At 74.3% G+C, this 23655-nt stretch carries 21 protein-coding genes and 1 tRNA gene; 11 read left to right on the top strand and 11 right to left on the bottom strand.

Annotation, left to right across the window (positions count from 1 at the left end):
- Positions 1-151: 151 nt before the first annotated feature.
- The 6 genes from ACGRHY_RS22385 to ACGRHY_RS22360 all read left to right on the top strand — a co-directional run bounded on the left by ACGRHY_RS22385 (position 152) and on the right by ACGRHY_RS22360 (position 7684).
- Positions 152-916 carry an IclR family transcriptional regulator gene (locus ACGRHY_RS22385; RefSeq protein ID WP_394637102.1) on the top strand — a complete coding sequence of 255 codons (765 nt, stop codon included), beginning with the start codon at positions 152-154 and terminating at the stop codon, positions 914-916.
- Between the two features lie 364 nt (positions 917-1280).
- Positions 1281-2069 carry an MIP/aquaporin family protein gene (locus tag ACGRHY_RS22380; RefSeq protein WP_394637101.1) on the top strand — a complete coding sequence of 263 codons (789 nt, stop codon included), beginning with the start codon at positions 1281-1283 and terminating at the stop codon, positions 2067-2069.
- A gap of 73 nt (positions 2070-2142) precedes the next feature.
- Positions 2143-3660: a glycerol kinase GlpK gene (glpK, locus tag ACGRHY_RS22375; protein ID WP_394637100.1), complete on the top strand. Its 1518-nt coding sequence runs from the start codon at positions 2143-2145 to the stop codon at positions 3658-3660.
- A gap of 5 nt (positions 3661-3665) precedes the next feature.
- Positions 3666-5285 carry a glycerol-3-phosphate dehydrogenase/oxidase gene (locus tag ACGRHY_RS22370; protein ID WP_394637099.1) on the top strand — a complete coding sequence of 540 codons (1620 nt, stop codon included), beginning with the start codon at positions 3666-3668 and terminating at the stop codon, positions 5283-5285.
- Positions 5286-5429: 144 nt separating this feature from the next.
- Complete coding sequence (locus ACGRHY_RS22365) at positions 5430-5945, top strand: DinB family protein (protein ID WP_394637098.1); 516 nt, start codon at positions 5430-5432, stop codon at positions 5943-5945.
- Positions 5946-6637: 692 nt separating this feature from the next.
- The gene (locus ACGRHY_RS22360) at positions 6638-7684 is read left to right on the top strand and encodes a PAC2 family protein (RefSeq protein WP_394637097.1); all 1047 of its coding nucleotides are present in this window, start codon (positions 6638-6640) and stop codon (positions 7682-7684) included.
- Positions 7685-7773: 89 nt separating this feature from the next.
- Here ACGRHY_RS22360 and mshC read toward each other — a convergent pair whose 3' ends face one another.
- From mshC to ACGRHY_RS22340, 4 genes are all read right to left on the bottom strand, one after another.
- Positions 7774-9003: a cysteine--1-D-myo-inosityl 2-amino-2-deoxy-alpha-D-glucopyranoside ligase gene (mshC, locus tag ACGRHY_RS22355; RefSeq protein WP_394637096.1), complete on the bottom strand. Its 1230-nt coding sequence runs from the start codon at positions 9001-9003 to the stop codon at positions 7774-7776.
- A 132-nt stretch (positions 9004-9135) separates the two neighbouring features.
- Complete coding sequence (locus ACGRHY_RS22350) at positions 9136-10047, bottom strand: SCO1664 family protein (protein WP_394637095.1); 912 nt, start codon at positions 10045-10047, stop codon at positions 9136-9138.
- Positions 10011-10607: a DUF3090 domain-containing protein gene (locus ACGRHY_RS22345; protein WP_394637094.1), complete on the bottom strand. Its 597-nt coding sequence runs from the start codon at positions 10605-10607 to the stop codon at positions 10011-10013. The genes ACGRHY_RS22350 and ACGRHY_RS22345 overlap by 37 nt, the downstream gene beginning before the upstream one ends.
- Positions 10608-10775: 168 nt before the next feature.
- Complete coding sequence (locus ACGRHY_RS22340) at positions 10776-11480, bottom strand: histidine phosphatase family protein (protein ID WP_394637093.1); 705 nt, start codon at positions 11478-11480, stop codon at positions 10776-10778.
- A 67-nt stretch (positions 11481-11547) separates the two neighbouring features.
- On the opposite strand from ACGRHY_RS22340, the gene corA reads away from it, so the two are divergent.
- Positions 11548-12540, top strand: coding sequence for a magnesium/cobalt transporter CorA (corA, locus tag ACGRHY_RS22335; protein WP_394638162.1), 993 nt, complete (start codon positions 11548-11550; stop codon positions 12538-12540).
- Here the strand turns inward: corA and ACGRHY_RS22330 are convergent.
- Together ACGRHY_RS22330 and ACGRHY_RS22325 are read right to left on the bottom strand one after the other, a co-directional pair.
- Complete coding sequence (locus ACGRHY_RS22330; RefSeq protein WP_394637092.1) at positions 12518-13408, bottom strand: ferritin-like domain-containing protein; 891 nt, start codon at positions 13406-13408, stop codon at positions 12518-12520. The two genes, corA and ACGRHY_RS22330, sit on opposite strands and share 23 nt — an antisense overlap.
- 307 nt (positions 13409-13715) lie before the next feature.
- On the bottom strand, positions 13716-14768 hold the full coding sequence (locus ACGRHY_RS22325; protein WP_394637091.1) for an LLM class F420-dependent oxidoreductase: 1053 nt from the start codon (positions 14766-14768) through the stop codon (positions 13716-13718).
- Between the two features lie 75 nt (positions 14769-14843).
- On the opposite strand from ACGRHY_RS22325, the gene ACGRHY_RS22320 reads away from it, so the two are divergent.
- Positions 14844-15827: an aldo/keto reductase gene (locus tag ACGRHY_RS22320; protein ID WP_394637090.1), complete on the top strand. Its 984-nt coding sequence runs from the start codon at positions 14844-14846 to the stop codon at positions 15825-15827.
- Positions 15828-15904: 77 nt separating this feature from the next.
- Positions 15905-17854 (top strand): helix-hairpin-helix domain-containing protein, encoded by a 1950-nt coding sequence (locus ACGRHY_RS22315; protein WP_394638161.1) that lies wholly within the window; start codon positions 15905-15907, stop codon positions 17852-17854.
- A 67-nt stretch (positions 17855-17921) separates the two neighbouring features.
- Here the strand turns inward: ACGRHY_RS22315 and ACGRHY_RS22310 are convergent, their stop codons facing one another.
- Positions 17922-18629 carry a hypothetical protein gene (locus tag ACGRHY_RS22310; RefSeq protein WP_394637089.1) on the bottom strand — a complete coding sequence of 236 codons (708 nt, stop codon included), beginning with the start codon at positions 18627-18629 and terminating at the stop codon, positions 17922-17924.
- A gap of 47 nt (positions 18630-18676) precedes the next feature.
- On the opposite strand from ACGRHY_RS22310, the gene ACGRHY_RS22305 reads away from it, so the two are divergent.
- Entirely contained in the window at positions 18677-18865 is a 189-nt protein-coding gene (locus ACGRHY_RS22305; RefSeq protein WP_093662929.1) for a DUF5703 family protein, read from the top strand.
- Positions 18866-18953: 88 nt separating this feature from the next.
- Here ACGRHY_RS22305 and ACGRHY_RS22300 read toward each other — a convergent pair whose 3' ends face one another.
- The 3 genes from ACGRHY_RS22300 to ACGRHY_RS22290 form a co-directional block, all read right to left on the bottom strand.
- Entirely contained in the window at positions 18954-19805 is an 852-nt protein-coding gene (locus ACGRHY_RS22300; RefSeq protein ID WP_394637088.1) for a chaplin, read from the bottom strand.
- A 166-nt stretch (positions 19806-19971) separates the two neighbouring features.
- Positions 19972-20205, bottom strand: a complete 234-nt coding sequence (locus tag ACGRHY_RS22295) for a chaplin (protein ID WP_394637087.1) — start codon at positions 20203-20205, stop codon at positions 19972-19974.
- A gap of 160 nt (positions 20206-20365) precedes the next feature.
- Complete coding sequence (locus ACGRHY_RS22290) at positions 20366-21703, bottom strand: M20/M25/M40 family metallo-hydrolase (RefSeq protein WP_394637086.1); 1338 nt, start codon at positions 21701-21703, stop codon at positions 20366-20368.
- Positions 21704-21842: 139 nt separating this feature from the next.
- Between ACGRHY_RS22290 and ACGRHY_RS22285 the strand changes: the two genes are divergently transcribed.
- Positions 21843-21927: transfer RNA gene (locus tag ACGRHY_RS22285), tRNA-Leu, on the top strand.
- Positions 21928-21987: 60 nt separating this feature from the next.
- Here ACGRHY_RS22285 and ACGRHY_RS22280 read toward each other — a convergent pair.
- Entirely contained in the window at positions 21988-23643 is a 1656-nt protein-coding gene (locus ACGRHY_RS22280) for an FAD-binding dehydrogenase (protein WP_394637085.1), read from the bottom strand.
- Positions 23644-23655 lie beyond the last annotated feature (12 nt).

Below are 23655 nucleotides of genomic sequence, written 5' to 3'. Positions count from 1 at the left end.
CTGTCGGCACCGCGAGAGCCGCGGGTGTCCCGAAGCGTGGACGCCGGGCACCGGACGGCTACCACGGCATCGGCATGATCCGATAGCGTTCGACATTGCCGAATGCCGTCTTCCGGCCCACCGGGGGAAGCGAACAGAGGAGAGGTGCGCGATGGCCCGGACCATCCAGTCGCTGGAGCGGGCGGCGGCAGTGCTGCGGCTGCTCGCCGGGGGTGAGCGGCGCCTCGGGCTGTCCGACATCGCCTCCACCCTGGGCCTGGCCAAGGGCACCGCCCACGGTCTGCTGCGCACCCTCCAGCAGGAGGGCTTCGTCGAGCAGGATCCCGCCTCGGGCAGGTACCAGCTGGGTGCGGAGCTGCTGCGGCTGGGCAACAGCTATCTGGACGTCCACGAACTGCGGGCCCGCGCCCTGGTGTGGACCGACGACCTGGCCCGCTCCAGCGGCGAGAGCGTCTACCTGGGCGTGCTCCACCAGCAGGGCGTGCTGATCGTGCACCACGTCTTCCGCCCCGACGACAGCCGGCAGGTACTGGAGGTGGGGGCGATGCAGCCGCTGCACAGCACCGCACTGGGCAAGGTGCTGGCGGCGTACGACCCGGTGGCCCACAGTGAGGCGATGGACTCCGAGCGCGAGGCGCTGACCGCCCGCACGATCACCGATCCGGAGTCGTTCGAGGGGGTCCTGGAGCTGACCCGGTCCCGCGGCTGGGCGGCCGACGTCGAGGAGACCTGGGAAGGGGTCGCCTCCATCGCCGCTCCCGTCCATGACCGGCGCCGGATGCCGGTGGGCGCCGTGGCCGTCACCGGCGCGGTGGAGCGGGTGTGCGCCGACGGGGAGATACAGGCGCGACTGGTGGCGGCCGTACGGGACTGTGCGCGGGCCGTGTCGCGCGACCTGGGCGCGGGCCGCTTCTGACCCACCGCGCTCCACGCCGTTCCGCTCGCGCCGGCTCGCCGGCCTGCCGCCAATGAAAGTCTGTTCATCTGCTTGGCACATTATTTGTTCGACACAGGCCTTCGCCCGGTTCGGGACGGCCGCCCCTGGGCAGTGTCCGGAGGCGCCCCGTGCACGACCCCCGCCCACCCGGCCGCTTTCGCACGGTTTCGGCCGTGCGGCCCGTGTTCGCCGTCACGATCAGCCGCCCGCGCCCTTGACGAGATGTTCGACTGGGGCGAAACTGCCGTTCGGCGGTCGACAATGTCGAACACTGAACGGACTCGGTCCGCCTCCCCCACCTCTTCCATCTGGCTCCCTCCGGACAAGAGCAAAGGAGTCGCGGGTGTCCAGCTCCGACATATTCCTGGGCGAGGTCATCGGTACCGCCGTCCTGATCCTGCTGGGCGGCGGCGTCTGCGCCGCCGTCACGCTCAGACGGTCCAAGGCCGTGGGCGCCGGCTGGGTCGCCATCACCTTCGGCTGGGGATTCGCCGTCCTCACCGCCGCCTACATCTCCCTGGGCCTCTCCGGCGCCCACCTCAACCCGGCGGTCACCGTGGGCATCGCCGTGCAGAGCGGGGAGTGGGGCAAGGTGCCCGTCTACTTCGCCGGCCAGCTGCTCGGCGCCATGACCGGCGCCGCCCTGGTGTGGGTCTCCTACTACGGACAGTTCCTGGCGCACCTGACCGACCGCGAGGTCGTCGGCGGCCCCGGCGCCCAGACGACGGCCGCCGCCGACCGGCAGCGCCCCGACGCCCCCGGCCCGGTGCTCGGCGTCTTCTCCACCGCGCCCGAGATCCGCAGCCCCGTGCAGAACATGGCCACCGAGACCATCGCCACCGCCGTACTGGTCCTGGCCATCCTCACCCAGGGCCTCACCGAGGGGCTGGCCCTGTCCGGCACCGGCGTCCTCGTCACCGCCCTGGTCGTCGTCGGGATCGGCCTCTCACTGGGCGGCCCGACCGGGTACGCGATCAACCCCGCCCGCGACCTCGGGCCGCGCATCGTGCACGCCCTGCTCCCGCTGCCCAACAAGGGCGGGTCGGACTGGGGCTACGCCTGGATTCCGGTGGCGGGCCCCCTGCTGGGGGGAGCGCTCGCGGGCGTCCTCTACCGGCTCGCGTTCGCCTGACCGCCTCCTGCCCTCCGCCGCCCCTCCCCGATTCCCGACGCCATCCCGCCGCCCACCCATGGAGCACCCCGACATGAGCGACACCCGCCGCGAGTTCATCGCCGCCATCGACCAGGGCACCACGTCCAGCCGCTGCATCGTCTTCGACCGGGACGGCCGCATCGTCTCGGTCGGCCAGAAGGAGCACGAGCAGATCTTCCCCGAGCCCGGCCGGGTCGAGCACGACGCCGCCGAGATCTGGGCCAATGTCCAGGAGGTGGTCGCCGAGGCCCTGGACAGGGCGGACATCACGCGCGAGGACGTACGGGCGCTGGGCATCACCAACCAGCGCGAGACGACGCTGCTGTGGGACAGAGCCACCGGTGAGCCGGTGCACAACGCCATCGTCTGGCAGGACACCCGCACCGACGCGCTCTGCCGGGAACTGGGCCGCAACGTCGGGCAGGACCGCTTCCGCCGCGAGACCGGCCTGCCGCTCGCCTCCTACTTCGCGGGCCCGAAGATCCGCTGGCTGCTGGACAACGTCGAGGGGTTGCGCGAGCGCGCCGAGGCCGGCGAGATCCTCTTCGGCACGATGGACTCCTGGGTGATCTGGAACCTCACCGGCGGCACGGAGGGAGGCGTGCACGTGACCGACGTCACCAACGCCTCCCGCACCCTGCTGATGAACCTGCGCACCCTGGACTGGGACCCGCGCATCTGCGAGTCCATGGGCGTGCCCATGGCGGTGCTGCCCGAGATCCGCTCCTCCGCCGAGATCTACGGCGAGGCCCGCGGAGCGCTGGCCGGCGTGCCGGTGGCCTCCGCGCTGGGTGACCAGCAGGCCGCGCTGTTCGGCCAGACCTGCTTCTCGCCGGGCGAGGCCAAGTCGACGTACGGAACCGGTACGTTTCTGCTGCTCAACACCGGTTCCGAGGCCGTCAACTCCTACAACGGCCTGCTGACCACCGTCGGGTACCGCATCGGCGGCCAGGACCCGGTGTACGCGCTGGAGGGATCGATCGCGGTCACCGGCTCGTTGGTACAGTGGATGCGCGACCAGATGGGCCTGATCAACAGCGCCGCCGAGATCGAGACGCTGGCCAGCTCGGTCGAGGACAACGGCGGCGCCTACTTCGTCCCCGCCTTCTCCGGGTTGTTCGCCCCCTACTGGCGCTCCGACGCCCGGGGCGTCATAGCGGGCCTGACCCGCTACGTCACCAAGGCGCACATCGCCCGCGCGGTGCTGGAGGCGACGGCCTGGCAGACCCGCGAGATCGTCGACGCGATGGAGAAGGACTCCCGCGTCGAGCTGACCGCCCTGAGAGTGGACGGCGGCATGACCAGCAACAACCTGCTGATGCAGTGCATCTCCGACGTCCTGGACGCCCCGGTCGTCCGGCCGATGGTCGCCGAGACCACCTGCCTGGGCGCCGCCTACGCGGCCGGCCTGGCGGTCGGCTTCTGGCCGGACACCGACGCCCTGCGCGCCAACTGGCGGCGGGCCGCGGAGTGGACGCCCCGGATGGAGGCGGACATCCGCGAACGCGAGTACAAGAACTGGCTCAAGGCCGTGGAGCGGACCATGGGCTGGCTCGAAGAGGAGAACTGATCCACATGAACACCCTCCGAAGCGCCCCCACCCTCGGGGCGCGCCCGACCGCCGGTCCGGACCCGGGCCGTGCCGAGACACGGGAGGTGCTGGAGGGCGCGGTCTTCGACCTGCTGGTCGTCGGCGGCGGCATCCTGGGCACCTCGGTCGCCTGGCACGCGGCGCAGTCGGGGCTGCGGGTGGCGATGGTGGACGCCGGCGACTTCGCCGGCGCCACCTCCTCCGCCTCCTCCAAGCTGGTCCACGGCGGGCTGCGCTACCTGCAGACCGGCGCGGTGAAACTGGTCGCCGAGAACCATCACGAGCGGCGGGTGCTGGCCAGGGACGTGGCCCCGCACCTGGTCAACCCGCTCACCTTCTACCTGCCGGTCTACCGGGGCGGCCCGCACGGTGCGGCCAAGCTCGGCGCGGGCGTCTTCGCCTACTCCGCCCTGTCCGCCTTCGGGGACGGGGTGGGCCGGCTGATCTCCCCGGCGAAGGCCGCCGCCGACAACCCGGCACTGCGCACCGAGGGCCTCAAGGCGGTCGCGGTCTACGGCGACCACCAGATGAACGACTCCCGGGTCGCGGTGATGACCGTCCGCGCCGCCGTGGACTCCGGCGCCGTCGTCCTCAACCACGCCGAGGTCACCGGTCTGCGCTTCACCCGCGGCCGGGTCACCGGCGCGGAGCTGAGGGACCGGCTGGACGGCACGGAGTTCAAGGTGGACGCCCGGCTGGTGCTCAACGCCACCGGACCGTGGGTGGACCACCTGCGGCGGATGGAGTACGCGGGCGCGGAGCCCAGCGTCCGGCTGTCCAAGGGCGCGCACCTGGTGCTGAGGCGGACGGCGCCGTGGCGGGCGGCGATGGCCACCCCCGTCGACAGGTACCGCATCACCTTCGCCCTCCCCTGGGAGGACCACCTGCTGCTGGGCACCACCGACGAGGCCTACGAGGGCGACCCGGCCGAGGTGTCGGCCACCGACGCCGATGTCCGGCAGATCCTGGCCGAGGCCGCCTTCTCCGTGCGCGACGAGCAGCTCTCGCCGGATCTGGTGACCTACGCCTTCGCGGGCCTGCGGGTGCTGCCCGGCGGCCCGGGCGGTGTGGAGTCGGCCAAACGGGAGACGGTCGTCTCCGAGGGCCGCGGCGGGATGCTCTCGGTCGCGGGCGGCAAGTGGACCACCTACCGGCACATCGGCCGCACCGTCCTGCGGAAGCTGGCGGCGCTGCCGGGCACCGCGCGGACCGGCTTCGCCGAGGACGCCGTGCCGGTCTCCGAGCTGGTGCGGCGGGTGCCGCTGCCGGGGGTGGCCAATCCGGACGCGGTCGCCCACCGGCTGCTGGTGGACCGCGAGCCGGGCACCCGGCTCGACCCGCTGACCGCCAGGCACCTGGCGACCCACTACGGGGCGCTGGCGTTCGACATCGCCCGTCTGGTGCACGAGGACCCGGCGCTGGGCGAGCGCGTCCACCCGGACGCCCCGGAGATCTGGGCGCAGGTCGTCTACGCCCGCGACCGCGAGTGGGCCGCGACGGCGGACGACGTGCTGCGCCGCCGCACCACGCTGACCGTCCGCGGTCTGGACACCGGTGAGGTCCGCGCCGAGGTCGCGAAGGTGCTGGACGGACGCCGGTCCTGACCTCCGCGCCCCCGGGCCCGTACGGCGTGCCGCGCGGCACGCCGTACGGGCCCGGGGCACGCCGGTGCCGCTTAAGCGGCGCTATACCTTCGGGTGAAGAAGGAATCGCTGGTGCCGGACGACGTGGCGCGGGATGCTCGGGCCGTGATCAGACCCGACACCAAGAACTGGACCTGGGTGCTGGAGCGCCCCTGCCCCGAGTGCGGCTTCGACTCCCGGGAAGTGGGGGGCGAGGACGTAACCGCCCTGCTGCGGGAGAACGCCGCCGCCTGGCGCCCCGTCCTGGAGCGCGCCGACGTGCGCGAGCGCCCCGCTCCGGACGTCTGGTCCCCGCTGGAGTACGCCTGCCACGTGCGCGACGTGTTCCGGGTCTTCGACGAGCGGCTGCGGCTGATGCTCACCGAGGACGCCCCGTCCTTCCCCGACTGGGACCAGGACGCCACCGCCGTCGCCGAGCGCTACGGCGAGCAGGACCCGCACCGGGTCGCCGACGAGCTGGAGGAGGCGGGCGAGGCCCTGGCCAAGCGGTTCGCCGCGGTGTCCGGCACGCGGTGGGAACGCACCGGACGCCGCGGCGACGGCTCCCGCTTCACGGTGGAGTCCATCGCCCGCTACTTCATCCACGACCCCGTCCACCACCTCCACGACGTGGCCCGGTAGCCGCCGTCCGTCCCGCTCCTCGCCCTTCCTGCAGCGGCAGGCCCTCCCCGGCGGGCCGCGCTCGGCCGGCGCACGCCACATCGCGCCCGGGACCTCGTGGGCGGACATCCGCACGTTGTCACGTACCTCCGCGTCGGTGGAGCGGCCGGCGACCACCGAGGCCGGCGCCGGGTGGCCGAAAGGGGAACGCGGCGCGGCCGCCCGCAGCGGCACGCCGAACTCCCCGCAGGCCTCCTGGATCCGCCGCGCCCGCTCCACCGGCCGCCCCGGCGTCCGGCGGTGGCCGAGGCGGGCGCACACCGGCGGCAGGCCGGCGGCGCGGTGGTCCGGCAGCGTCCGGCGGCCCGCGCACAGCACCACGTCGGCGTCGGGGCCGGCGACGAACCCGGCGAGGTGGTCGCCGTGGTTCACGCCGAAGCCGACCGGTCGTGTCCGCTCCCCGCGGTCCGGCCGGTCGCGCCGCAGCCGTCGCCCTCCTCCGCCGCCGGTGCCTACGGTGTACACCGGGCCGGTCGCGGCGGCCCGCCCCGGGGCGGCTGCGGCGGTATCCGGACGGATCACCGCCGCAGCGCACGGGGAGGAGTGCGACGGCTGCGGCGCGGGCACGGTCACGCCGTAGGCTGGGCCCGCACGGTAATGGAACGTCAGCCGGTACGGAGCGAGTACTCCGGTCGGCCGGAAGGAGGCACTGGGTGATCGAGCTCGAGGGGGTTCCCGAGCTGGTCGACCCGGTCATGGTGGCCGCGTTCGAAGGCTGGAACGACGCCGGTGACGCCGCCTCCGCCGCGGTCGCGCATCTGGAGCGGGAGTGGAAGGGCGAGGTGTTCGCGGCGCTGGACGCCGAGGACTACTACGACTTCCAGGTCAACCGCCCCCAGGTGTGGTTGGAGGGCGGCGTGCGCAGGATCACCTGGCCGACGACCCGTCTGTCGGTGGTGCGGATCGGCGACGCCGACGGCCGGGGCCGCGCCCGCGATCTGGTGCTGGTGCGCGGCATCGAGCCGAGCATGCGCTGGAGGTCCTTCTGCAACGAGATCCTGGGTTTCGCCCACGAGCTGGGCGTGGAGATGGTCGTCGTGCTCGGCGCGCTGCTCGGGGACACCCCGCACACCCGCCCGGTCCCGGTCACGGGCGTCACCTCCGACCCGGATCTGGCCCGCACGATGGATCTGGAGGAGTCCCGGTACGAGGGCCCCACCGGCATCGTCGGCATCCTCCAGGAGGCGTGCGGCCACGCGGGCGTGCCGGCGGTGAGCCTGTGGGCAGCGGTGCCGCACTACGTCTCGCAGCCGCCCAACCCGAAGGCGGCCCTCGCCCTGCTCAACCGCCTGGAGGACCTGCTCGACGTGCGGATCCCGCTGGGTGAGCTGCCGGAGGACGCCCGGGCCTGGCAACTGGGCGTGGACCAGCTCGCCGCCGAGGACAACGAGGTGGCCGAGTACGTGCAGTCGCTGGAGGAGGCCCGGGACACCGCGGAGCTGCCGGAGGCGTCGGGCGAGGCGATCGCCAAGGAGTTCGAGCGCTATCTGCGGCGGCGGGACGGCCAGCCCGGCGGTCATGCCGGAGGCGGTACGGCCGCCGAGGGCGGCTCGTACCTGCGCGACACCTCGGCCGGGGGGCGTACGCGTCCGGCCAGGCCCCCGGAGGACGGCCCGGAGGGCGGTGCGCGGGGCCCGGAGGGCGAGGGCGGCCCGGAAGGCGGGGGCGACGACACGGGGGGCCCGGAGAAGGACGGCTGAGCCCACAGCGAGACGATGGGGGCGCCCGCCGTTCGGCAGGCGCCCCCATCGGGCTCCGTCGCGTGTTCCGCCGTCGTGTGCTCAGACCCTCAGAGCGCGACGCCCAGCAGGGCGTCCACGGCCCGCGACACCAGACCGGGCGCGCCGGTGTCCGTACCGCCGTCCGCGTCCTGGCGCTCGACCCAGCGGTCGACCGCGGCCAGCGCGGCGGGGGCGTCGAGGTCGTCGGCGAGGGCTGCGCGGATCTCCTCCACCGGCGCGTCGGCCGGCGGGCCGTCGGGGCGGGAGACGGCGGCCCGCCAGCGCCCGAGCCGGGCCACCGCCTCGTCGAGGACGGCGTCCGTCCACTCCCAGTCGGCACGGTAGTGGTGGGCCAGCAGGGCCAGGCGGATGGCGGCCGGGTCTGTGCCGTCGCGGCGCAGTGCGCTGACGAAGACCAGATTCCCCTTGGACTTGGACATCTTCTCGCCGTGGAGGGCGACCATCCCGGCGTGGACGTAGGCGCGGGCGAAGGGGTGCTCCCCGGTGAGCGCCTGGGCGTGCGAGGCGCCCATCTCGTGGTGGGGGAAGGCCAGGTCGGAGCCGCCGCCCTGGACGTCGAAGCCCATGCCCAGGTGTTCCAGGGCGATGGCGACGCACTCGATGTGCCAGCCGGGGCGGCCGGGGCCGAGCGAGCCGCCGTCCCAGGAGGGCTCGCCCTCGCGGGCGGCCGTCCACAGCAGCGGGTCGAGCGGGTTCTTCTTGCCGGAGCGGTCCGGGTCGCCGCCGCGCTCGGCCGACAGGTGCAGCATCGTCTCGGCGTCCAGCCCGGAGACCTCGCCGAAGTGGGGGTCGGAGGCGACGGAGAAGTAGACGTCGCCGTCGAGGTCGTAGGCGGCGCCGGTCTCCCGCAGCCGCTCGATGACGGGGACGATCCCGGGTATGGACTCCACGGCCCCGATGTAGTGCCTGGGCGGGAGCATCCGCAGGGCGGTCATGTCCTCGCGGAAGAGAGCCGTCTCGCGCTCGGCCAGGGCCGTCCAGTCCTCGCCGGTGGCGGCGGCCCGCTCCAGCAGCGGGTCGTCGATGTCGGTGACGTTCTGCACGTAGTGGACCTGCCGCTTGGTGTCGAGCCACACGCGCTGCACGAGGTCGAACGCGTTGTAGGTCGCCGCGTGCCCGATGTGGGTCGCGTCGTACGGCGTGATGCCGCAGACGTAGATGCGGGCGACGGGACCGGGGGCGACGGTCACCCGTCCGCCGGTCGCGGTGTCGTGGAGGCTGAGGTCTCGGCCCTGACCTGGCAGGGCGGGCACCTCGGAAGCGGGCCAGGCATGCATGGTCATGAGCGTAACCGGCACGCGGTGCCGCCCACGAACGGGATGCGCGCAATGGCCTGAACCGGCGCGCCGCGGCCGGTGCGACCCGTTTGACGGGGCGCCGCCGGCCGGGCCCGGGGCGGGGCGGGCGGGTCAGACGGGCGGCCAGGGGATCGCGGGCCAGTCGCCGCCGGGCAGCGGATGGCGGCCGGTGCCGATCAGGGCGTCGGTCCGTTTGCGCAGGGCTTCCAGCTCGGCGGAGGTGATCAGCCCGGCCAGCCGGGTGGCGAGCGGCCCGCCGTCGGCCAGTGCGGCGGACAGGCCTCGCAGCGCTTCCGGCGCGTCCTCGGGCAGCGGCTCGCCCGCCCAGCCCCACAGCAGGGTGCGCAGCTTGTCGTCGGTGTGGAAGGTCACGCCGTGGTCGATGCCGTACAGCTTTCCGTCCGGGGCGGTCAGCAGATGCCCGCCCTTGCGGTCGGCGTTGTTGATCACCGCGTCGAGGACGGCCAGCCGGCGCAGCCCGGGGTCGTCGGCGTGCACCAGCAGCGCGGTGCGGTCCCCGCCCACGCCGACCGGGGCGACGGGCTTCCAGCCCGGTCCCGGCTCCCCCTCCTCCACCAGTGCGAGCAGTTCCGCGGCGGCGGGCCCGCCGTCCTCCCCCGGCTCCTGTGTCCCGTCCGGACGGGGTCCGATCCACAGCTGGCACATGCCCTCGCCGTACGGGCCGTCGCGCAGCACGGTCGGCGGCACCAGATGCCAGCCCAGGGCCTCGGAGACCTCGTAGGCGGCCACCTCACGCCGGGCGAGGGAGCCGTCGGGGAAGTCCCACAGCGGGCGCTCCCCGCGCACCGGCTTGTACACGCAGGGCACTCCCCGCCCGCCGTCCCCGCCGTCCCCGCCTTCCGCGCCCGCCTCCGCGACCGTGCAGTACAGCACCGCGTTGGAGGCGCCGCCGAGGCGTCCGCGCACCGTCAGCTCACCGCGGGCCAGCAGCTCGGCCGGCGGTGCGCAGGCGTCCGCCGCCGGCTTCACAGGCCGCGGCGGTATCCGTTCTGGCGCGGACATACGTGTCCCTCCGGGTCGAGCGGCAGACTGCACAGCGGGCACGGCGGCCGGCCGGCCTTGACGACCTCCATGGCGCGTTTGGCGAAGGCCCGGGCCATGATGCCGCTGATCCTCACGCGCAGCACCGGCGGGCCGTTCTCGTCGTCCCTCAGCAGCCTCTCCTCGGCCTCGGCCAGGTCCTCGTCGGAGTCGGCCTCGATCTCGATCTCGACGAGGGCCTGCGCCTCCACGATCACGCACTCGTCCTCGCCGTCCCAGGCCAGCGCCATGGTGCCGACCCGGAACTCCTCCTCCACCGGAGCCTGGAGGGGGGCGTTGTCGGCCGTCTCGGCGGGTGCGACGGCCGGGACCGGGGCGCTGCCGCCGGTGCGCCGCACGACCTCGTCCAGGAGTTCGTCTATGCGCTCGGCGAGCGCCTCGACCTGTGCCTTCTCAAGGGCGACGCTGGTGGTGCGGCCGGCCGCGGACGCCTGGAGGAAGAACGTCCGGCGGCCAGGCAGCCCGACCGTGCCGGCCACGAAGCGTTCCGGGGGGTCGTAGAGGAACACCTGACGGGACACGTCCTGCTCCATCGGGTCGACTGCTGGGACACTGGCACCCTACTGCGCCCGGCGATCACCGTGCCGACCACCGCACCCGCCACCGTGTCCGCCGCCGTGTCCGCCGCCGTGCCGGGTGCCGTGCCGGGCGAACGCCCGTGCGGTGCGGGCGGCTTCCGGGCGGCGCCGTCAGGCGCCGCCCCCGACGACCGCGCCGCCGTCGCCGCCGGGCCGGGGCGCACCGTGTGCGGCGTCCGCCTCGCGCGGGGCGAGCGAGGCGAGGTCACCGGTGTCGCCCAGTCGCAGCAGGAAGGGGCGCAGCGGGGTGTAGCGGATGGCGGTGACCGAGCAGGGCTCGACGTGGATGCGCTGGAAGAGGTCCAGGTGCATGCCGAGGGCGTCGGCGACCAGCGACTTGATGATGTCGCCGTGCGAGCACACCAGGTAGGTGGCGTCCGGCCCGTGCTCCCGCTCGATCCGCCCGTTCCACTCCCGTACGGCCTCCACCGCCCGGGTCTGCATGCCGCGCATCGTCTCGCCGCCGGGGAAGGCCGCCGCCGAGGGGTGCTGCTGGACGGTGGCCATCAGCTGCTCCTCGTTCAGCTCGGCGAGCTTGCGGCCGGTCCAGTCGCCGTAGTCGCACTCGCCGACGCGCTCCTCGGTGTGCAGCGGCAGGTCCGGCCTGGCGTCGGCCAGCGGTGCCAGGGTCTGGCGGCAGCGCTCCAGCGGGCTGTGGACGGCGGCGGCCAGCGGGAGCGCGGCCAGACGCCCGGGAAGGGCGGCGGCCTGGGCGATGCCGAGCTCGTCCAGCTCGACGCCGGGGGTGCGTCCGGCCAGCAGTCCGGAGGTGTTGGCGGTGGACCGGCCGTGCCGGACGAGGAGCAGCGTGGGCATGGCAGCCAGCGTAGGCGAGGGCGGCGGGACCGAGTAGGTGCGGGGCCGGGGAGGCGGGCGGGGGAGAATCGTGGGTGTGATTGTGGACTGTGCGATCTACCGGGACGGGCGCCGCGCCGAGGGCCCCTCCGGTCTCGCCGAGGCGTTCCGGGCGGCCCGCGCGGACCGCGACGCCTTCGTGTGGATCGGGCTGCACGAGCCCACCGAGGAGGAGTTCGACCAGGTCTCCCGGGAGTTCGGGCTGCACCCGCTGGCCGTGGAGGACGCCCTGTCGGCCCACCAGCGGCCCAAGCTGGAGGTCTACGAGGACTCGCTGTTCCTGGTACTCAAGCCGGTGGACTACGACGAGGCGGCCGACACGGTGGACACCGGGGAGCTGATGCTGTTCCTCGGCGACTCCTTCGTGGTGTCGGTGCGGCACGGCGCCACCAATCCGCTGGGCTCGGTGCGTGACCGGCTGGAGCGCGACCCGCGGGTGCTCCAGCACGGTCCGACGGCCGTGATGTACGCGGTGAGCGACGCGGTGGTCGACCACTACATGGAGGTGGCCGCCGAGCTGCAGATCGACCTGGAGGAGCTGGAGGAGGAGGTCTTCACCCCCGGCGGGACGGCGCGCGGCACCGTCGCGAGCCGCATCTACGCCTTCAAACGCCAGGTGCTGGAGTTCCGCCGGGCCACCGGGCCGCTGGCGGATCCGATGGAGCGGCTGGCGGGCATCGGCGTGCCGTTCGTGCACGACGACTCGCGCCCGTTCTTCCGCGACGTCAGCGACCATCTGACCCGGGCGAACGAGCAGGTGGAGGCGTTGGACAGGCTGCTGTCGGACATCCTGTCGGCCTATCTGGCGCAGGTGGGCGTCCGGCAGAACGACGACATGCGCAAGATCTCGGCGTGGGCGGCCATGGCCGCGGTCCCCACCATGATCGCCGGGGTGTACGGCATGAACTTCGACCACATGCCCGAGCTGGCCCACCCGCTGGGCTATCCGGGGGTGATGGTGCTGATGGTCGCGGCGAGCGCCGGCCTGTACCGGTTCTTCAAACGCCGGGGCTGGCTGTAGCCGCCTCCCCGGACGGACCCTCCGTCCCGGGCTCCGTCCCCGGTCCGGCCCGCGCCGCTCCGCGCCAGGGCCCTGGCCCGGGTCCGGGTCCGGGTCCGGGTCCGGGTCCGGGTCCGGGTCCGGGCAGCGCGGGGAGCGTGTCCAGGTTCACGGTGCGGCGCCGGCCGGCCAGCCGCTCACGGGCGTACCGGGCCTGTACTCCCCCCTCCAGCACCACCGACCTGGCCATGCTCCAGCCGAGCAGATGGCCGGTGCGGGCCAGTACGGCGAGGGCGGCGTCGCGGTGGGCACGGGCCTCCGCCAGCGCGTTCTCCCTGAGCACCAGCTCGACGGCGGCGACGTGGCCGGCGCGGACGAAGCCCAGCATCCCCTCGCGGCACCAGGCCAGGTACTCCCGTTCGGCGCGGAAGACCTCCCGGACCGCCTCGCCGGCCCCGGGACGGCGGGAGGCGTGCCCGGCCAGGCGGACGAGCCAGGCGGCGGCACGGGACGAGGCCGCGTACCCGTGGGCGAGGTGGGCGAGGACGTCCCGCTCGCTCAGGGGCTGCCCGCACCGCATCCGGGCGTGCGCCGGGCAGCTCCCCCGCCGCTCCAGGAGGACGGCGTGGTCCGCCTCGGGCGGCACCTCGGCCGGTTCCAGACCGCAGTCGTCGAGCAGCCCTGCCAGCAGCCGGGCGTTCCTCTCCTGAAGCTCGCCGTACCGGGCCATCCCGGGGGCGAGGTCGCGCCGGCCCTGGGGGGCGAGGGCGGCGATCCTGCGGCTCTCCCGGCCGTTGCGCGCCTCGGCCGCGGCGGCCAGCGAGCACAGCAGCCGGAAGGACGCGTCGTCGTCCAAGACCTCCCGCACCAGGTCCGTTCTGCGCAGCATGGTCCGACACCCTCCCTGGACGTATCCGCAGAAGCCGAGTCAACCGGTGCGGGCGGGCGGCGGCAACAGCTCACCCCCGCCCCTGCGCCGAACGGACGTGTCCACCGCGCCGGGCGTAACCCCGGCGGCTCCGCGCCGTTGTGCCTGGAGACGGCCGTGGCGGGGAGGACCCCCGAGCCCCCATCACGGCCGCGGACACGTCCCGGCGCGGGGCGCGGCCGGGCGGCTCGGTCCGGCCGCGCCCCGCGCGGCGTTCACGGCGGGACGGAGAACGGCGGCGGGATGGGGAAACGGGGGCGGCGGCTCCTCAGGAGGCGGTCCCGGACCGCTCCAGGGCCTCCACACCGGCCCGCAGCGCGGCGATCCGCTCCTCCAGGGTGAAGCCCGCCGGTGCCAGCGACAGGGTGGTCACCCCGGCCTCGGCGTAGGCCCGCATCCGGTCGGCGATCCGCTCGACCGGGCCGAGCAGCGTGGTGGAGTCGATGAGCTGCCGGGGCACCGCGGCCGCGGCGCCCTCCTTGTCCCCGGACAGGTACCTGTCCTGGATCTCGGCGGCCTCCTTCTCGTACCCCATGCGCCGGGCGAGCCGGTTGTAGAAGTTCTGCCTGCGGCTGCCCATGCCGCCGACGTACAGCGCCGTGTACGGGCGGAAGGTGTCGGCCAGGGCGTCGACGTCGTCGCCGAGGGCCAGCGGCACGGTGGGCACCACGTCGAAGCCCTCCATGGTCAGGCCCGCCCTCTCGCGTCCGGCCCGCAGCGCGCCGAGCGTGGTCTCCCCGGCGTGCTCGGGGGCGAAGAAGATCAGCAGCGCGCCGTCGGCGATCTCGCCGGTCTGCTCCAGGTTCTTCGGGCCGATGGCGGCGATGTACAGCGGGATCCGCTCACGGACGGGGTGGACGGTCAGCTTCAGCGGCTTGCCGGGGCCGTCGGGCAGCGGCAGCGTCCAGTGCTCGCCGGAGTGGGTCAGCCGCTCGCGGGACATCGCCTTGCGGACGATCTCCACGTACTCGCGGGTGCGGGCGAGCGGCTTGTCGAACCGCACCCCGTACCAGCCCTCGGACACCTGCGGACCGGAGACGCCCAGGCCCAGGCGGAAGCGTCCGCCCGAGAGGACGTCGAGGGTGGCGGCGGTCATGGCCGTCATCGCGGGGGCGCGGGCGGGAATCTGGAAGATGGCCGAGCCGACGTCGATCCGCTCGGTCCGGGCCGCCACCCAGGCCAGGACGGTGGGGGCGTCCGACCCGTAGGCCTCGGCGGCCCAGCACACGGAGTAGCCCAGCCGGTCGGCCTCCTGGGCGACCGCGAGATTGTCGGCGTCCATCCCGGCGCCCCAGTAGCCGAGGTTGATCCCGAGCCTCATCCGCGTCCCCTTACCGATCGGTAACGTGCCCGTCGCCGGGACTCTAGCGCGCGGCCGCAAGTACTCTCAACGCCCATGGAGCACAGGCACGTGGGCCGCACCGGCCTCCGCGTATCCCGGATCGGGCTCGGTACGCTCACCTGGGCGAGGGACACCGGGGAGCGGGAGACGGCCGACCTGCTGAAGTCCTTCTGGGCGGCCGGCGGGACACTGGTGGACACCGCCGACGTGTACGCCGACGGCGGCGCCGAGTACCTCCTGGGCCGGCTGGTGCAGGACCTGGTGCCCCGCCGGGATCTGGTGATCGCCACCAAGGCGGGCGGCGTGCCCGACCCCGAGCGGCGCTCCGACTGCTCGCGCGGCCATCTGCTGGCCGCTCTGGACGCCTCCCTGGAGCGGCTGGGCACCGACTACGTCGACCTGTGGCAGGTCCACTCCTACGACCCCTTCACCCCTGTGGAGGAGACCCTCCAGGCCCTCGACACCGCGGTGGCCAGCGGCCGCGCCCGCTACGCGGGGGTGGCGGGCTTCTGCGGCTGGCAGTTGGCCAAGGCCGCCACCTGGCAGCTCGCCGCTCCGGGGGCGCGCACCCGGCTGGCCGGCGTCCAGATGGAGTACTCCCTGCTCCAGCGCGGTGTGGAGCGGGAGGTGCTGCCGGCCGCACTGGACCTGGAGGTGGGGCTGCTGGCGTCCTCGCCGCTGGGCCGGGGGGTGCTCACGGGCAAGTACCGGCGCTCCACCCCGCCCGGCTCGCGCGGGGCCTCGGAACATCTGGCGCCCTTCGTGGAGCCCTATCTGGACGACGCGGCGGCGCGGATCGTCGACGCGGTCGCCACGGCCGCCGACGGGCTGGCCGTCACCCCGCTCCAGGTGGCGCTGGCCTGGGTGCGCGACCGGCCCGGGGTGGCCGCCCCGATCATCGGCCCGCGTACGTCGCAGCAGCTCGGCGAGGCTCTGTCAGTGGAGGGCCTTACGCTTCCCGACGAGATCTGCCGGGCGCTGGACGATGTGTCGGCCCCGGTGCACCGCTATCCCGATCACGACTGGAGCACGCTGTGACCGCGTCCGGCGCCGACAACGACGATCAGGCCCGCCAGACCGCCGCCCCGGGCGCCCGGGACAGGGCCGCGGAACTCATGGCCGCCGTACGCGCCGTGGAGAGCGGCGAGCGTTCGGCCGCCGAGTTCTTCGCCGAGCCGAAGCCCGCACCCCGGCCCCGGCGGACCGTCCCGGCCGCCCGGCCCGGCGGCCGGGACGGTCCGCGGGCCGCACCGGGCGGCGGACCGGTGGCCGTGCCCGAGGGCGTCACCGCGCTGCTGGCCGAGGGCGGCGCGCCCGCGTCGCTGGGCGCGGCCGTGGCGGAGACCTTCGGCGAGGGCGCCGAGGAGGTGCTGCGCGCCGATCCATGGGAGCTGCTGGCCGTCGCGGGCGTGGCGCCGGAGCAGGCGGACGGCTTCGCACGGGCGCTGCTGGGGCCTGAGAGCGGTCCGGGCGACGAACGGCGCTGCCGGGCCCTGGCGGTGTGGCTGCTGGAGCGGGCGGCGCTGTCCGGGCACACGGTGCTCGGCCCCGAGGCCCTGGCCGGAGGGCTGGCCCGGTACGGCGTACCGGATCCGGAGACGGCGGTGGGCGAGGCGGTCGACGCGGGCGCGGTGCTGGCCTTCGAGGACGCCGGGGAGGAGGGCTCCGGGGCCGGGGAAGCCGGGGCTGACGAGGAGGAAGAGGAGGGCGAGCGGCCCGTGCGGCTGCTCGTCGGCCTGGAGCGCCACGCGCTGGCCGAGGAGAGCCTGGCCGAGGGCCTGGCCCGGCTGAACAGCACCTTCACCCCGCCCGGCGAGGAGGAGGCGGCCCGCTGGGAGGAAGCCGCGCGGAGGGCGCCCGGCCCGTCCGCGGCCGAGCTGGTGCGCGCCGCCGCCCGCAGCGGCCTGGTGGCGCACACCGGCGGCGAGGCCGCCCGCGCCGAGCCGGCCGCGCTGGTGGCCGCGGCCCGGGCACTGGGGCTGCGGGCGTACGCCGCCGCGCACAGCGAGGACGGCAGGCGGCGGCTGGCGGGGCCGCTGGACGCAGGAGGCGGTGGCGAGGACGGCCGGGACAACGACCCGGACGGCGGCCCGGGTCCGGCGGCCGTCACCGTCGACGGGCTGCTGGCCGGCCGGGAGGGCCCCGGCCGCGACGAGGAGGGCGCGTACGCGCTGGACCTGCTCGCCGTGCTGGACGCCCCCCAGCTCGACGCCGAACGCGCGGCGATGCTGGTCGAGGCGTTGCCGGACGGTGCGCGGCTGGTCCTCAGCGGCGATCCGCATCTGCTCGGCTCGGCGGGCGCGGGCCAGGTACTGGCCGATCTGCTGGCGGCGCGCGTCTGCCCGCAGGTGGTCTCCCGCACCCCGGATCCCGGGCCGGTGGGCGAGCTGGTCTCGGGCATCGGGATCGGCGAGCTGAACCAGGTGGAGGCGCCCGGCCGGGAGGTGGTGATCGTCCCGGTGCGCGACGCCGGGGAGGCGGTGCACCGCACCGTGCAGCTCGTCGCCGACTCGGTGCCGCGGGCGCTGGGGGTGCCCGCCGGGCTGACGCAGGTGATCACGCCCGGCCACGGCGGCGCCGCGGGCACCCGGGTGCTCAACGCCGCGCTCAAGGAACGGCTCAACCCCGGCCCCGGCCGGTTCGGCGGCTTCGACCCGGGCGACCGGGTGGCCCACTCCCCCGCCCCCGGGCACACCGCGCTGGGCACGGTGGTGTCGGGGGACGAGGAGGGCCTGCGTCTGGACTGCTCCGGCCGCGCCGTCACCGTCCCGCGCGAGCGGGTGGCGCGGACGGTGCGGCACGGCTGGGCGATCACCGCCCACCAGGCCGTCGGGACGCGCTGGCCGGCGGCCGTGGTGGTGCTTCCGGGCGACGCGGTCCCGGCCCTCAGCCGCGCCTGGGTGTACACGGCGTTCGGCCGCGGTGAGCGGCATCTGTCCGTGGTGCACGGCGTGGACCAGGCACTGCCTCGGGCGGTGGAGCGGATCCCGGCCCCGGAGCGCACGACACGACTGCGCACGCTGCTGCTCGCGCAGGCGGCGCAGGCGCCGGAGGCCGCGGGCTGACCCCTGGGGCCGCCGGCCCTGCCGCCGGGCCGCGGGCCGGCGGCAGGGCCGCAGGAGCAGGTCCGGGTCAGTCCGCGGCCCGGACCACCGGCCCGGCGTCCCCGTCCTCGCCGTAGAGGTCCTCCTCCTCGTCGAAGACGGTGCTGACGTCGAAGCGGCAGACGACCTGCTCGGGGTCGGCCCCGTCGAAGGGCGAACCCAGCCACTCCCCCGGCTCCGCGGGCTCGTCGCCCGCGATCACCCAGAGCGTGGAGTCGCCCTCCTCCATGCCGAACTCCTCGTGCCGGGTGGCGATCTCGTCCGGTTCGTACTCGCCGAACAGCACGCTGAGGGCCGCGTGCACCCCGCTCCCGGCGAAGGGGCCTTCCAGCGCCTCCTCGTCCGCGTCCGCCGAGTCCGGGTCGAGCGCGGTGACGCGCTGCGCCTGGGCCATCAGACGCTGCGGCTCCACGACGGTGTAGTCGCGGCGGATGAGGACGCTGAGGGTGCTGGGCTCCTCAGGCCCGGCGTAGGCGGGCATGTTGTCGCCACCCGGGATCTCGAAGGGTGTGACCTCGTCGTAGACGTCGTACAACAGCTCGTCGTACGCCTCGCCCGCCGCGGCGAGTTCGTCGAAGGCGGCGTGGACGGCGGCCTCGGCCCGGGCGGCCCCGGCGCCCGAGCCCCCCTCGGCAGACCGTCGTTCGACGGCTTCGAGGTGACGGTCCAGCGCGGTCTTCAACTCTTCGGCGGCGGCTCGTACCTCGGCAGCACCGGGCTGCGCAGCATCAGACATAGTGCAGACGCTATCCGTACCGGGGCCCCGCACGCACAATAGATGTGATGCCGGAATACGAATTTCGTGATGTGTACGTCCCGCGCGGGGTCTCCCGCAAGGCCGCCACACGTCTGCTGACCGAACACGCCGAGTACGGACACTGGGAACTGGACCGCCTCAGGCTCAACTCCGACGGCAGCCGCCAGGTGCGGCTGCGGCGGCGGATCATCCGCCAGTTGCGCGCCACCTGGTGACGCGGAAGGCGGAAGGAGCGGACCCCGACCCCTGTAAGGGGCGGAGCCCGCTCCTCGCCGTGCTCCCGGCCGTGGCTCCCGGCGCCGGTCAGCCCCGCATGGCGCGGGCGCGCCGGTAGAGCAGGGCGCCGCCGAGCAGCACTCCGGCACCGACCGGGACGACCGTGCCCAGCCCGCTGCCGCCGGTCTGGGCCAGCTCGCCGCCCATGACCTGGGGAGCGGGCTTCTCGGGGGCCTCGGCACGGGGCTCGTCCCTCTCCTCCGGCTGCTCGGGCTCCTCCGGCTTCGGCTTCTGCGGCTGCTCGGGCTTCTCCGGCTTCGGCTTCTGCGGGTGCTCGGGCCCGGGCTTCTCCGGAGACGGCCTGTGGCCGCTCTCGTTGGCGCACTCGTTGCCGGCGGCCGGGTTGAGCGCACCCACCACGTTCACGGAGTTGCCGCAGACGTTCACCGGCGCGTGCACCGGGGCCTGGACGGTGTTGCCGGACAGCACGCCCGGCGAGCCCGCGGCCACGCCCTCGGCCCTGGCACCGCCGTCGCCGGCGTGCTTCCCCCGCTGCTTCTCGCCGTGCTCCTTGCCCTGCTCCCGGCGCTGCCCGCCGGGGTTCTCCTGGTGGCCGCCGCGGTGCCCGCCCTCGTGCCCGCCCCGGTGGTGTCCGCCGCCGTGGTCGCCCTGGTGGTGACCGCCGCGGTGGTCGTCCACGTTGGCGCACTTGTTGCCGAAGGCCGGGTTGAGGCCGCCGCCGACGGTCGCGGTGTTGCCGCAGGCGTTCACCGGCGCGTGCACCGGGGCCTGGACGGTGTTGCCGGACAGCACGCCCGGCGAGCCCGCGGCCACGCCCCGGGCCTCGGCGTCCGCGTGGGCGGCGTGACCGCCCGACATGGCCAGCACGCCGCCGGCCGCGGCGATGGTGATCAGGCCCTTCCTTGTGACCTGTCGCATGTGTACTTCCCCTTGCCCTCTGATGTGCGGGTGGCTTGCGGTCTACGGGTTGTGCGCGGACAGGGGGCGCTCCTCGCCTCCCCGCCCGCCGAAACGGCGGCCCCGGAGCGCATGGCGCGCGCTCCGGGGCCGCCGCGCACAGGCCCAGGCGGGCCCGGACGCGACGTCAGCTGTTGACGCAGAAGTTGCCGAAGGCGGGGTTCAGCAGCCCGATCACGCTGACCGTGTTGCCGCAGACGTTCACCGGGACGTGGATCGGCGCCTGGATGACGTTGCCGGAGATGACACCGGGGGAGCCGATGGCAGCGCCCTGGGCACCGGAGTCGGCGGCGGCCACACCCGCGCCCGCGAGCACGAGACCACCGGTGGCAGCCGCGACGGCGACGACCTTCTTGATCATTCTTCCTCCTTGTTGGCAGTGCGATCCCAGCCGCGGACCGCACTCCCTGTAACGACACCGGAGGAGGCGGGCTACGGCCCGAGGGCGCATTCACCCGTTCTGGTCGTACACGCACGCATGGGCGATTACCGGGGGGACGGAGCCGGCCGTACCGGACCGGTCAGCACTGGTCGAGGAAGCGGTCCAGCACCCGCACGCCGAACTTCAGCCCCTCCACCGGCACCCGCTCGTCCACCCCGTGGAACATCCCGGCGAAGTCCAGCTCCGGCGGCAGCTTCAGCGGGGCGAAACCGAAGCAGCGGATGCCCAGGTCGTCGAAGGACTTGGCGTCGGTGCCGCCGGAGAGCATGTACGGCACGGCCCGCGCGATCGGGTCCTCGGCCTTCAGCGCGGACTGCATGGCGTCCACCAGGGCGCCGTCGAAGCCCGTCTCCACCGCCTTGTCGGCGTGCACGTCCTCGCGCCTCACGCGCGGGCCCAGGATCCGGTCGAGGTCGGCCAGGAACTCCTCCTCGTGGCCGGGCAGGAAGCGCCCGTCGACATGGGCGGTGGCCTGCCCGGGGATGACGTTGACCTTGTAGCCGGCGCCGAGCATCGTCGGGGCGGCGGTGTTGCGCAGCGTCGCCCCGATCAGCTTGGCGATGCCGCCGAGCCTGGCCAGGGTCTCGTCCATGTTCTCCGGGTCCAGTTCCACGCCGAGGGCGTCGGAGAGCTCGTCGAGGAAGGAGCGCACCGTCTTGGTCACCCGGACCGGGAACCTGTGCCGGCCCAGCCGCCCGACCGCCTCGCACAGCTCGGTGATCGCGTTGTCGTCGTTGGTCATCGAGCCGTGCCCGGCGGTGCCGTCCACGGTGAGCCGCATCCAGTGCATGCCCTTCTCGGCGGTCTCCACCAGGTACAGCCGCAGCTTCTCGTTGACGGTGAAGGAGAAGCCGCCGACCTCGCCGATCGCCTCGGTCACGCCCTCGAACAGCTCCGGGTGCCGTTTCACCAGGTGCTTCGCACCCCAGGTGCCGCCCGCCTCCTCGTCGGCGAGGAAGGCCAGCACGATGTCGCGCGGGGGCCTGCGGCCGCTGCGCAGCCGGTCGCGCACGACCGCCAGCGTCATCGCGTCCATGTCCTTCATGTCGACCGCTCCGCGGCCCCACACGCAGCCGTCGGCGATCTCGCCGGAGAACGGGTGGTGGGTCCAGTCCTCGGCGTTGGCCGGGACGACGTCGGTGTGCCCGTGGATGAGGAGCGCGGGCCGGGAGGGGTCCTCGCCCTCGATCCGGGCGACGGTCGACGCCCGGCCCGGGTGCGACTCGAAGATCCGCGGCTCCAGTCCCACCTCCGCGAGCTTCTCCGCCACGTACTCGGCCGCGGCCCGTTCGCCCGGTCCCGAGTGGTCGCCGTAGTTGCTGGTGTCGATCCGGATGAGATCGCGGCACAGGTCGACGACCTCGTCCTCGCCCCTGACCGCGTCGGACGCGGTGGTGGTCGTGTTCGGCTCGCTCACACTGCCTCCTCGTGTTGCGTGGTCCGCGCCCATCCTCCCGTCTCCGGGGCCCGGGGCACAGGAGCCGGGGTGATCGCCCGGCTCCGCTCCAGTGCTATGGTTTACACGTCGCCATGACCACGGTCGGCGGCACACACCTGTCCGGGTGGCGGAATGGCAGACGCGCTAGCTTGAGGTGCTAGTGCCCTTTATCGGGCGTGGGGGTTCAAGTCCCCCTCCGGACACAGGAGAGTCGAGGGCCCCGCGGATATGCGCGGGGCCCTCGCCGTTCCGGCCCGCCCGGCTCAGCCCACCGCCTTCGCCGCCGCGCGGCCCGCGGTGCGGCCCGAGAACAGGCAGCCGCCCAGGAAGGTGCCCTCCAGGGAACGGTAGCCGTGCATGCCCCCGCCGCCGAAGCCGGCGGCCTCGCCCGCCGCGTAGAGGCCGGGCAGCGCTTCGCCGCCCTCGGTGAGGACACGGGAGGACAGGTCGGTCTCCAGACCGCCGAGGGTCTTGCGGGTGAGGATGTTCAGGCGCACGGCGATCAGCGGGCCCGCCTTCGGGTCCAGCAGCCGGTGGGGCGGGGCGACGCGGATCAGCTTGTCGCCGAGGTAGGTGCGGGCGCCCCGGACGGCGGTGATCTGGAGGTCCTTGGTGAAGGGGTTGGCGGTCTCGCGGTCGCGGGCGGTGATCTCGCGGCGCAGGGCGGCCTCGTCGATCAGGCCGTCCCCGGTGAGCGAGTTCATGCCGCGCACCAGGGCGGACAGATCGCGCTCGACGACGAAGTCGGCGCCCTTGTCCATGAACGCGCGCACCGGGCCGGGCGCGCCGGAGCGGGCGCGGCCGAGCACCTGGCGGACGCTGCGGCCGGTGAGGTCGGGGTTCTGCTCGGAGCCGGAGAGCGCGAACTCCTTCTCGATGATCTTCTGTGTGAGGACGAACCACGTGTACTCGTACCCCGTGCGCATGATGTGTTCGAGGGTGCCGAGCGTGTCGAAGCCGGGGAAGAGCGGCACCGGCAGCCGGCGGCCGGTGGCGTCCAGCCACAGGGAGGAAGGGCCGGGCAGGATGCGGATGCCGTGCCGCGCCCAGATCGGATCCCAGTTCTCGATGCCCTCGGTGTAGTGCCACATCCGGTCGCGGTTGACGATCCGGCCGCCGGCCTCCTCGGCGATGCCCAGCATCGCGCCGTCGACGTGGGCGGGCACTCCGGAGAGCATCCGCCCGGGCGGAGCGCCCAGGCGCTCGGGCCAGTTGGCGCGCACCAGGTCGTGGTTGCCGCCGATGCCGCCGGAGGCGATGACCACCGCCTGGGCGCGCAGTTCGAAGACGCCGGTCACCTCCCGGCCGCTGGCCGTGCCGCGTGCGGCGCCACTGGGGGCGAGCACCTCGCCGGTGACTGTGTCCACCGCTCCGGCGCTGCGGGCCAGCCCCGTGGCGCGGTGCCGGAAGCGCAGGTCCACCAGACCTCGCCGGACGCCCTGGCGCACCCGCCGCTCGAACGGTTCGACCAGGCCGGGCCCGGTGCCCCAGGTGATGTGGAAGCGCGGCACCGAGTTGCCGTGACCGCAGGCGTCGTAGCCGCCCCGCTCGGCCCAGCCGACGACGGGGAACAGCCTCACGCCCTGGGCGCGCAGCCAGGCGCGCTTCTCCCCGGCGGCGAAGTCGACGTACGCCTCGGCCCAGCGGCGCGGCCAGGCGTCCTCCGCGCGGTCGAAGCCGGCCGTGCCCAGCCAGTCCTGCCAGGCCAGCTCGCGGCTGTCGCGCACGCGCATACGACGCTGCTCGGGGGAGTCGACGAGGAACAGCCCGCCGAAGGACCAGTGCGCCTGGCCGCCGAACGAGGCTTCGGGCTCCTGGTCGAGCAGGATCACCTTCCGCCCGGCGTCGGCCAGTTCGGCGGTGGCCGCGAGCCCGGCCAGGCCCGCCCCGATCACGATCACATCGGCGTCGTACGCCATCGGCCCATCCGC

This window comes from Streptomyces shinuiensis (assembly GCF_043660855.1).
In the GTDB taxonomy this organism is placed as follows: domain Bacteria; phylum Actinomycetota; class Actinomycetes; order Streptomycetales; family Streptomycetaceae; genus Streptomyces.
The sequence above is the reverse complement of the archived record's forward strand: the minus strand, read 5'-3'. Positions and strand labels throughout refer to the sequence as shown.

What these genes read in the sequence shown, in the direction of transcription:
- ACGRHY_RS22385 (WP_394637102.1), top strand. Translation starts at nt 152, where the DNA reads ATGGCCCGGACCATCCAGTCGCTGGAGCGGGCGGCGGCAGTGCTGCGG.
- glpK (WP_394637100.1), top strand. Translation starts at nt 2,143, where the DNA reads ATGAGCGACACCCGCCGCGAGTTCATCGCCGCCATCGACCAGGGCACC.
- ACGRHY_RS22370 (WP_394637099.1), top strand. Translation starts at nt 3,666, where the DNA reads ATGAACACCCTCCGAAGCGCCCCCACCCTCGGGGCGCGCCCGACCGCC.
- mshC (WP_394637096.1), bottom strand. Translation starts at nt 9,003, where the DNA reads ATGCATGCCTGGCCCGCTTCCGAGGTGCCCGCCCTGCCAGGTCAGGGC.
- ACGRHY_RS22350 (WP_394637095.1), bottom strand. Translation starts at nt 10,047, where the DNA reads ATGTCCGCGCCAGAACGGATACCGCCGCGGCCTGTGAAGCCGGCGGCG.
- ACGRHY_RS22340 (WP_394637093.1), bottom strand. Translation starts at nt 11,480, where the DNA reads ATGCCCACGCTGCTCCTCGTCCGGCACGGCCGGTCCACCGCCAACACC.
- ACGRHY_RS22330 (WP_394637092.1), bottom strand. Translation starts at nt 13,408, where the DNA reads ATGCTGCGCAGAACGGACCTGGTGCGGGAGGTCTTGGACGACGACGCG.
- ACGRHY_RS22325 (WP_394637091.1), bottom strand. Translation starts at nt 14,768, where the DNA reads ATGAGGCTCGGGATCAACCTCGGCTACTGGGGCGCCGGGATGGACGCC.
- ACGRHY_RS22320 (WP_394637090.1), top strand. Translation starts at nt 14,844, where the DNA reads ATGGAGCACAGGCACGTGGGCCGCACCGGCCTCCGCGTATCCCGGATC.
- ACGRHY_RS22315 (WP_394638161.1), top strand. Translation starts at nt 15,905, where the DNA reads ATGGCCGCCGTACGCGCCGTGGAGAGCGGCGAGCGTTCGGCCGCCGAG.
- ACGRHY_RS22310 (WP_394637089.1), bottom strand. Translation starts at nt 18,629, where the DNA reads ATGTCTGATGCTGCGCAGCCCGGTGCTGCCGAGGTACGAGCCGCCGCC.
- ACGRHY_RS22305 (WP_093662929.1), top strand. Translation starts at nt 18,677, where the DNA reads ATGCCGGAATACGAATTTCGTGATGTGTACGTCCCGCGCGGGGTCTCC.
- ACGRHY_RS22300 (WP_394637088.1), bottom strand. Translation starts at nt 19,805, where the DNA reads ATGCGACAGGTCACAAGGAAGGGCCTGATCACCATCGCCGCGGCCGGC.
- ACGRHY_RS22295 (WP_394637087.1), bottom strand. Translation starts at nt 20,205, where the DNA reads ATGATCAAGAAGGTCGTCGCCGTCGCGGCTGCCACCGGTGGTCTCGTG.
- ACGRHY_RS22280 (WP_394637085.1), bottom strand. Translation starts at nt 23,643, where the DNA reads ATGGCGTACGACGCCGATGTGATCGTGATCGGGGCGGGCCTGGCCGGG.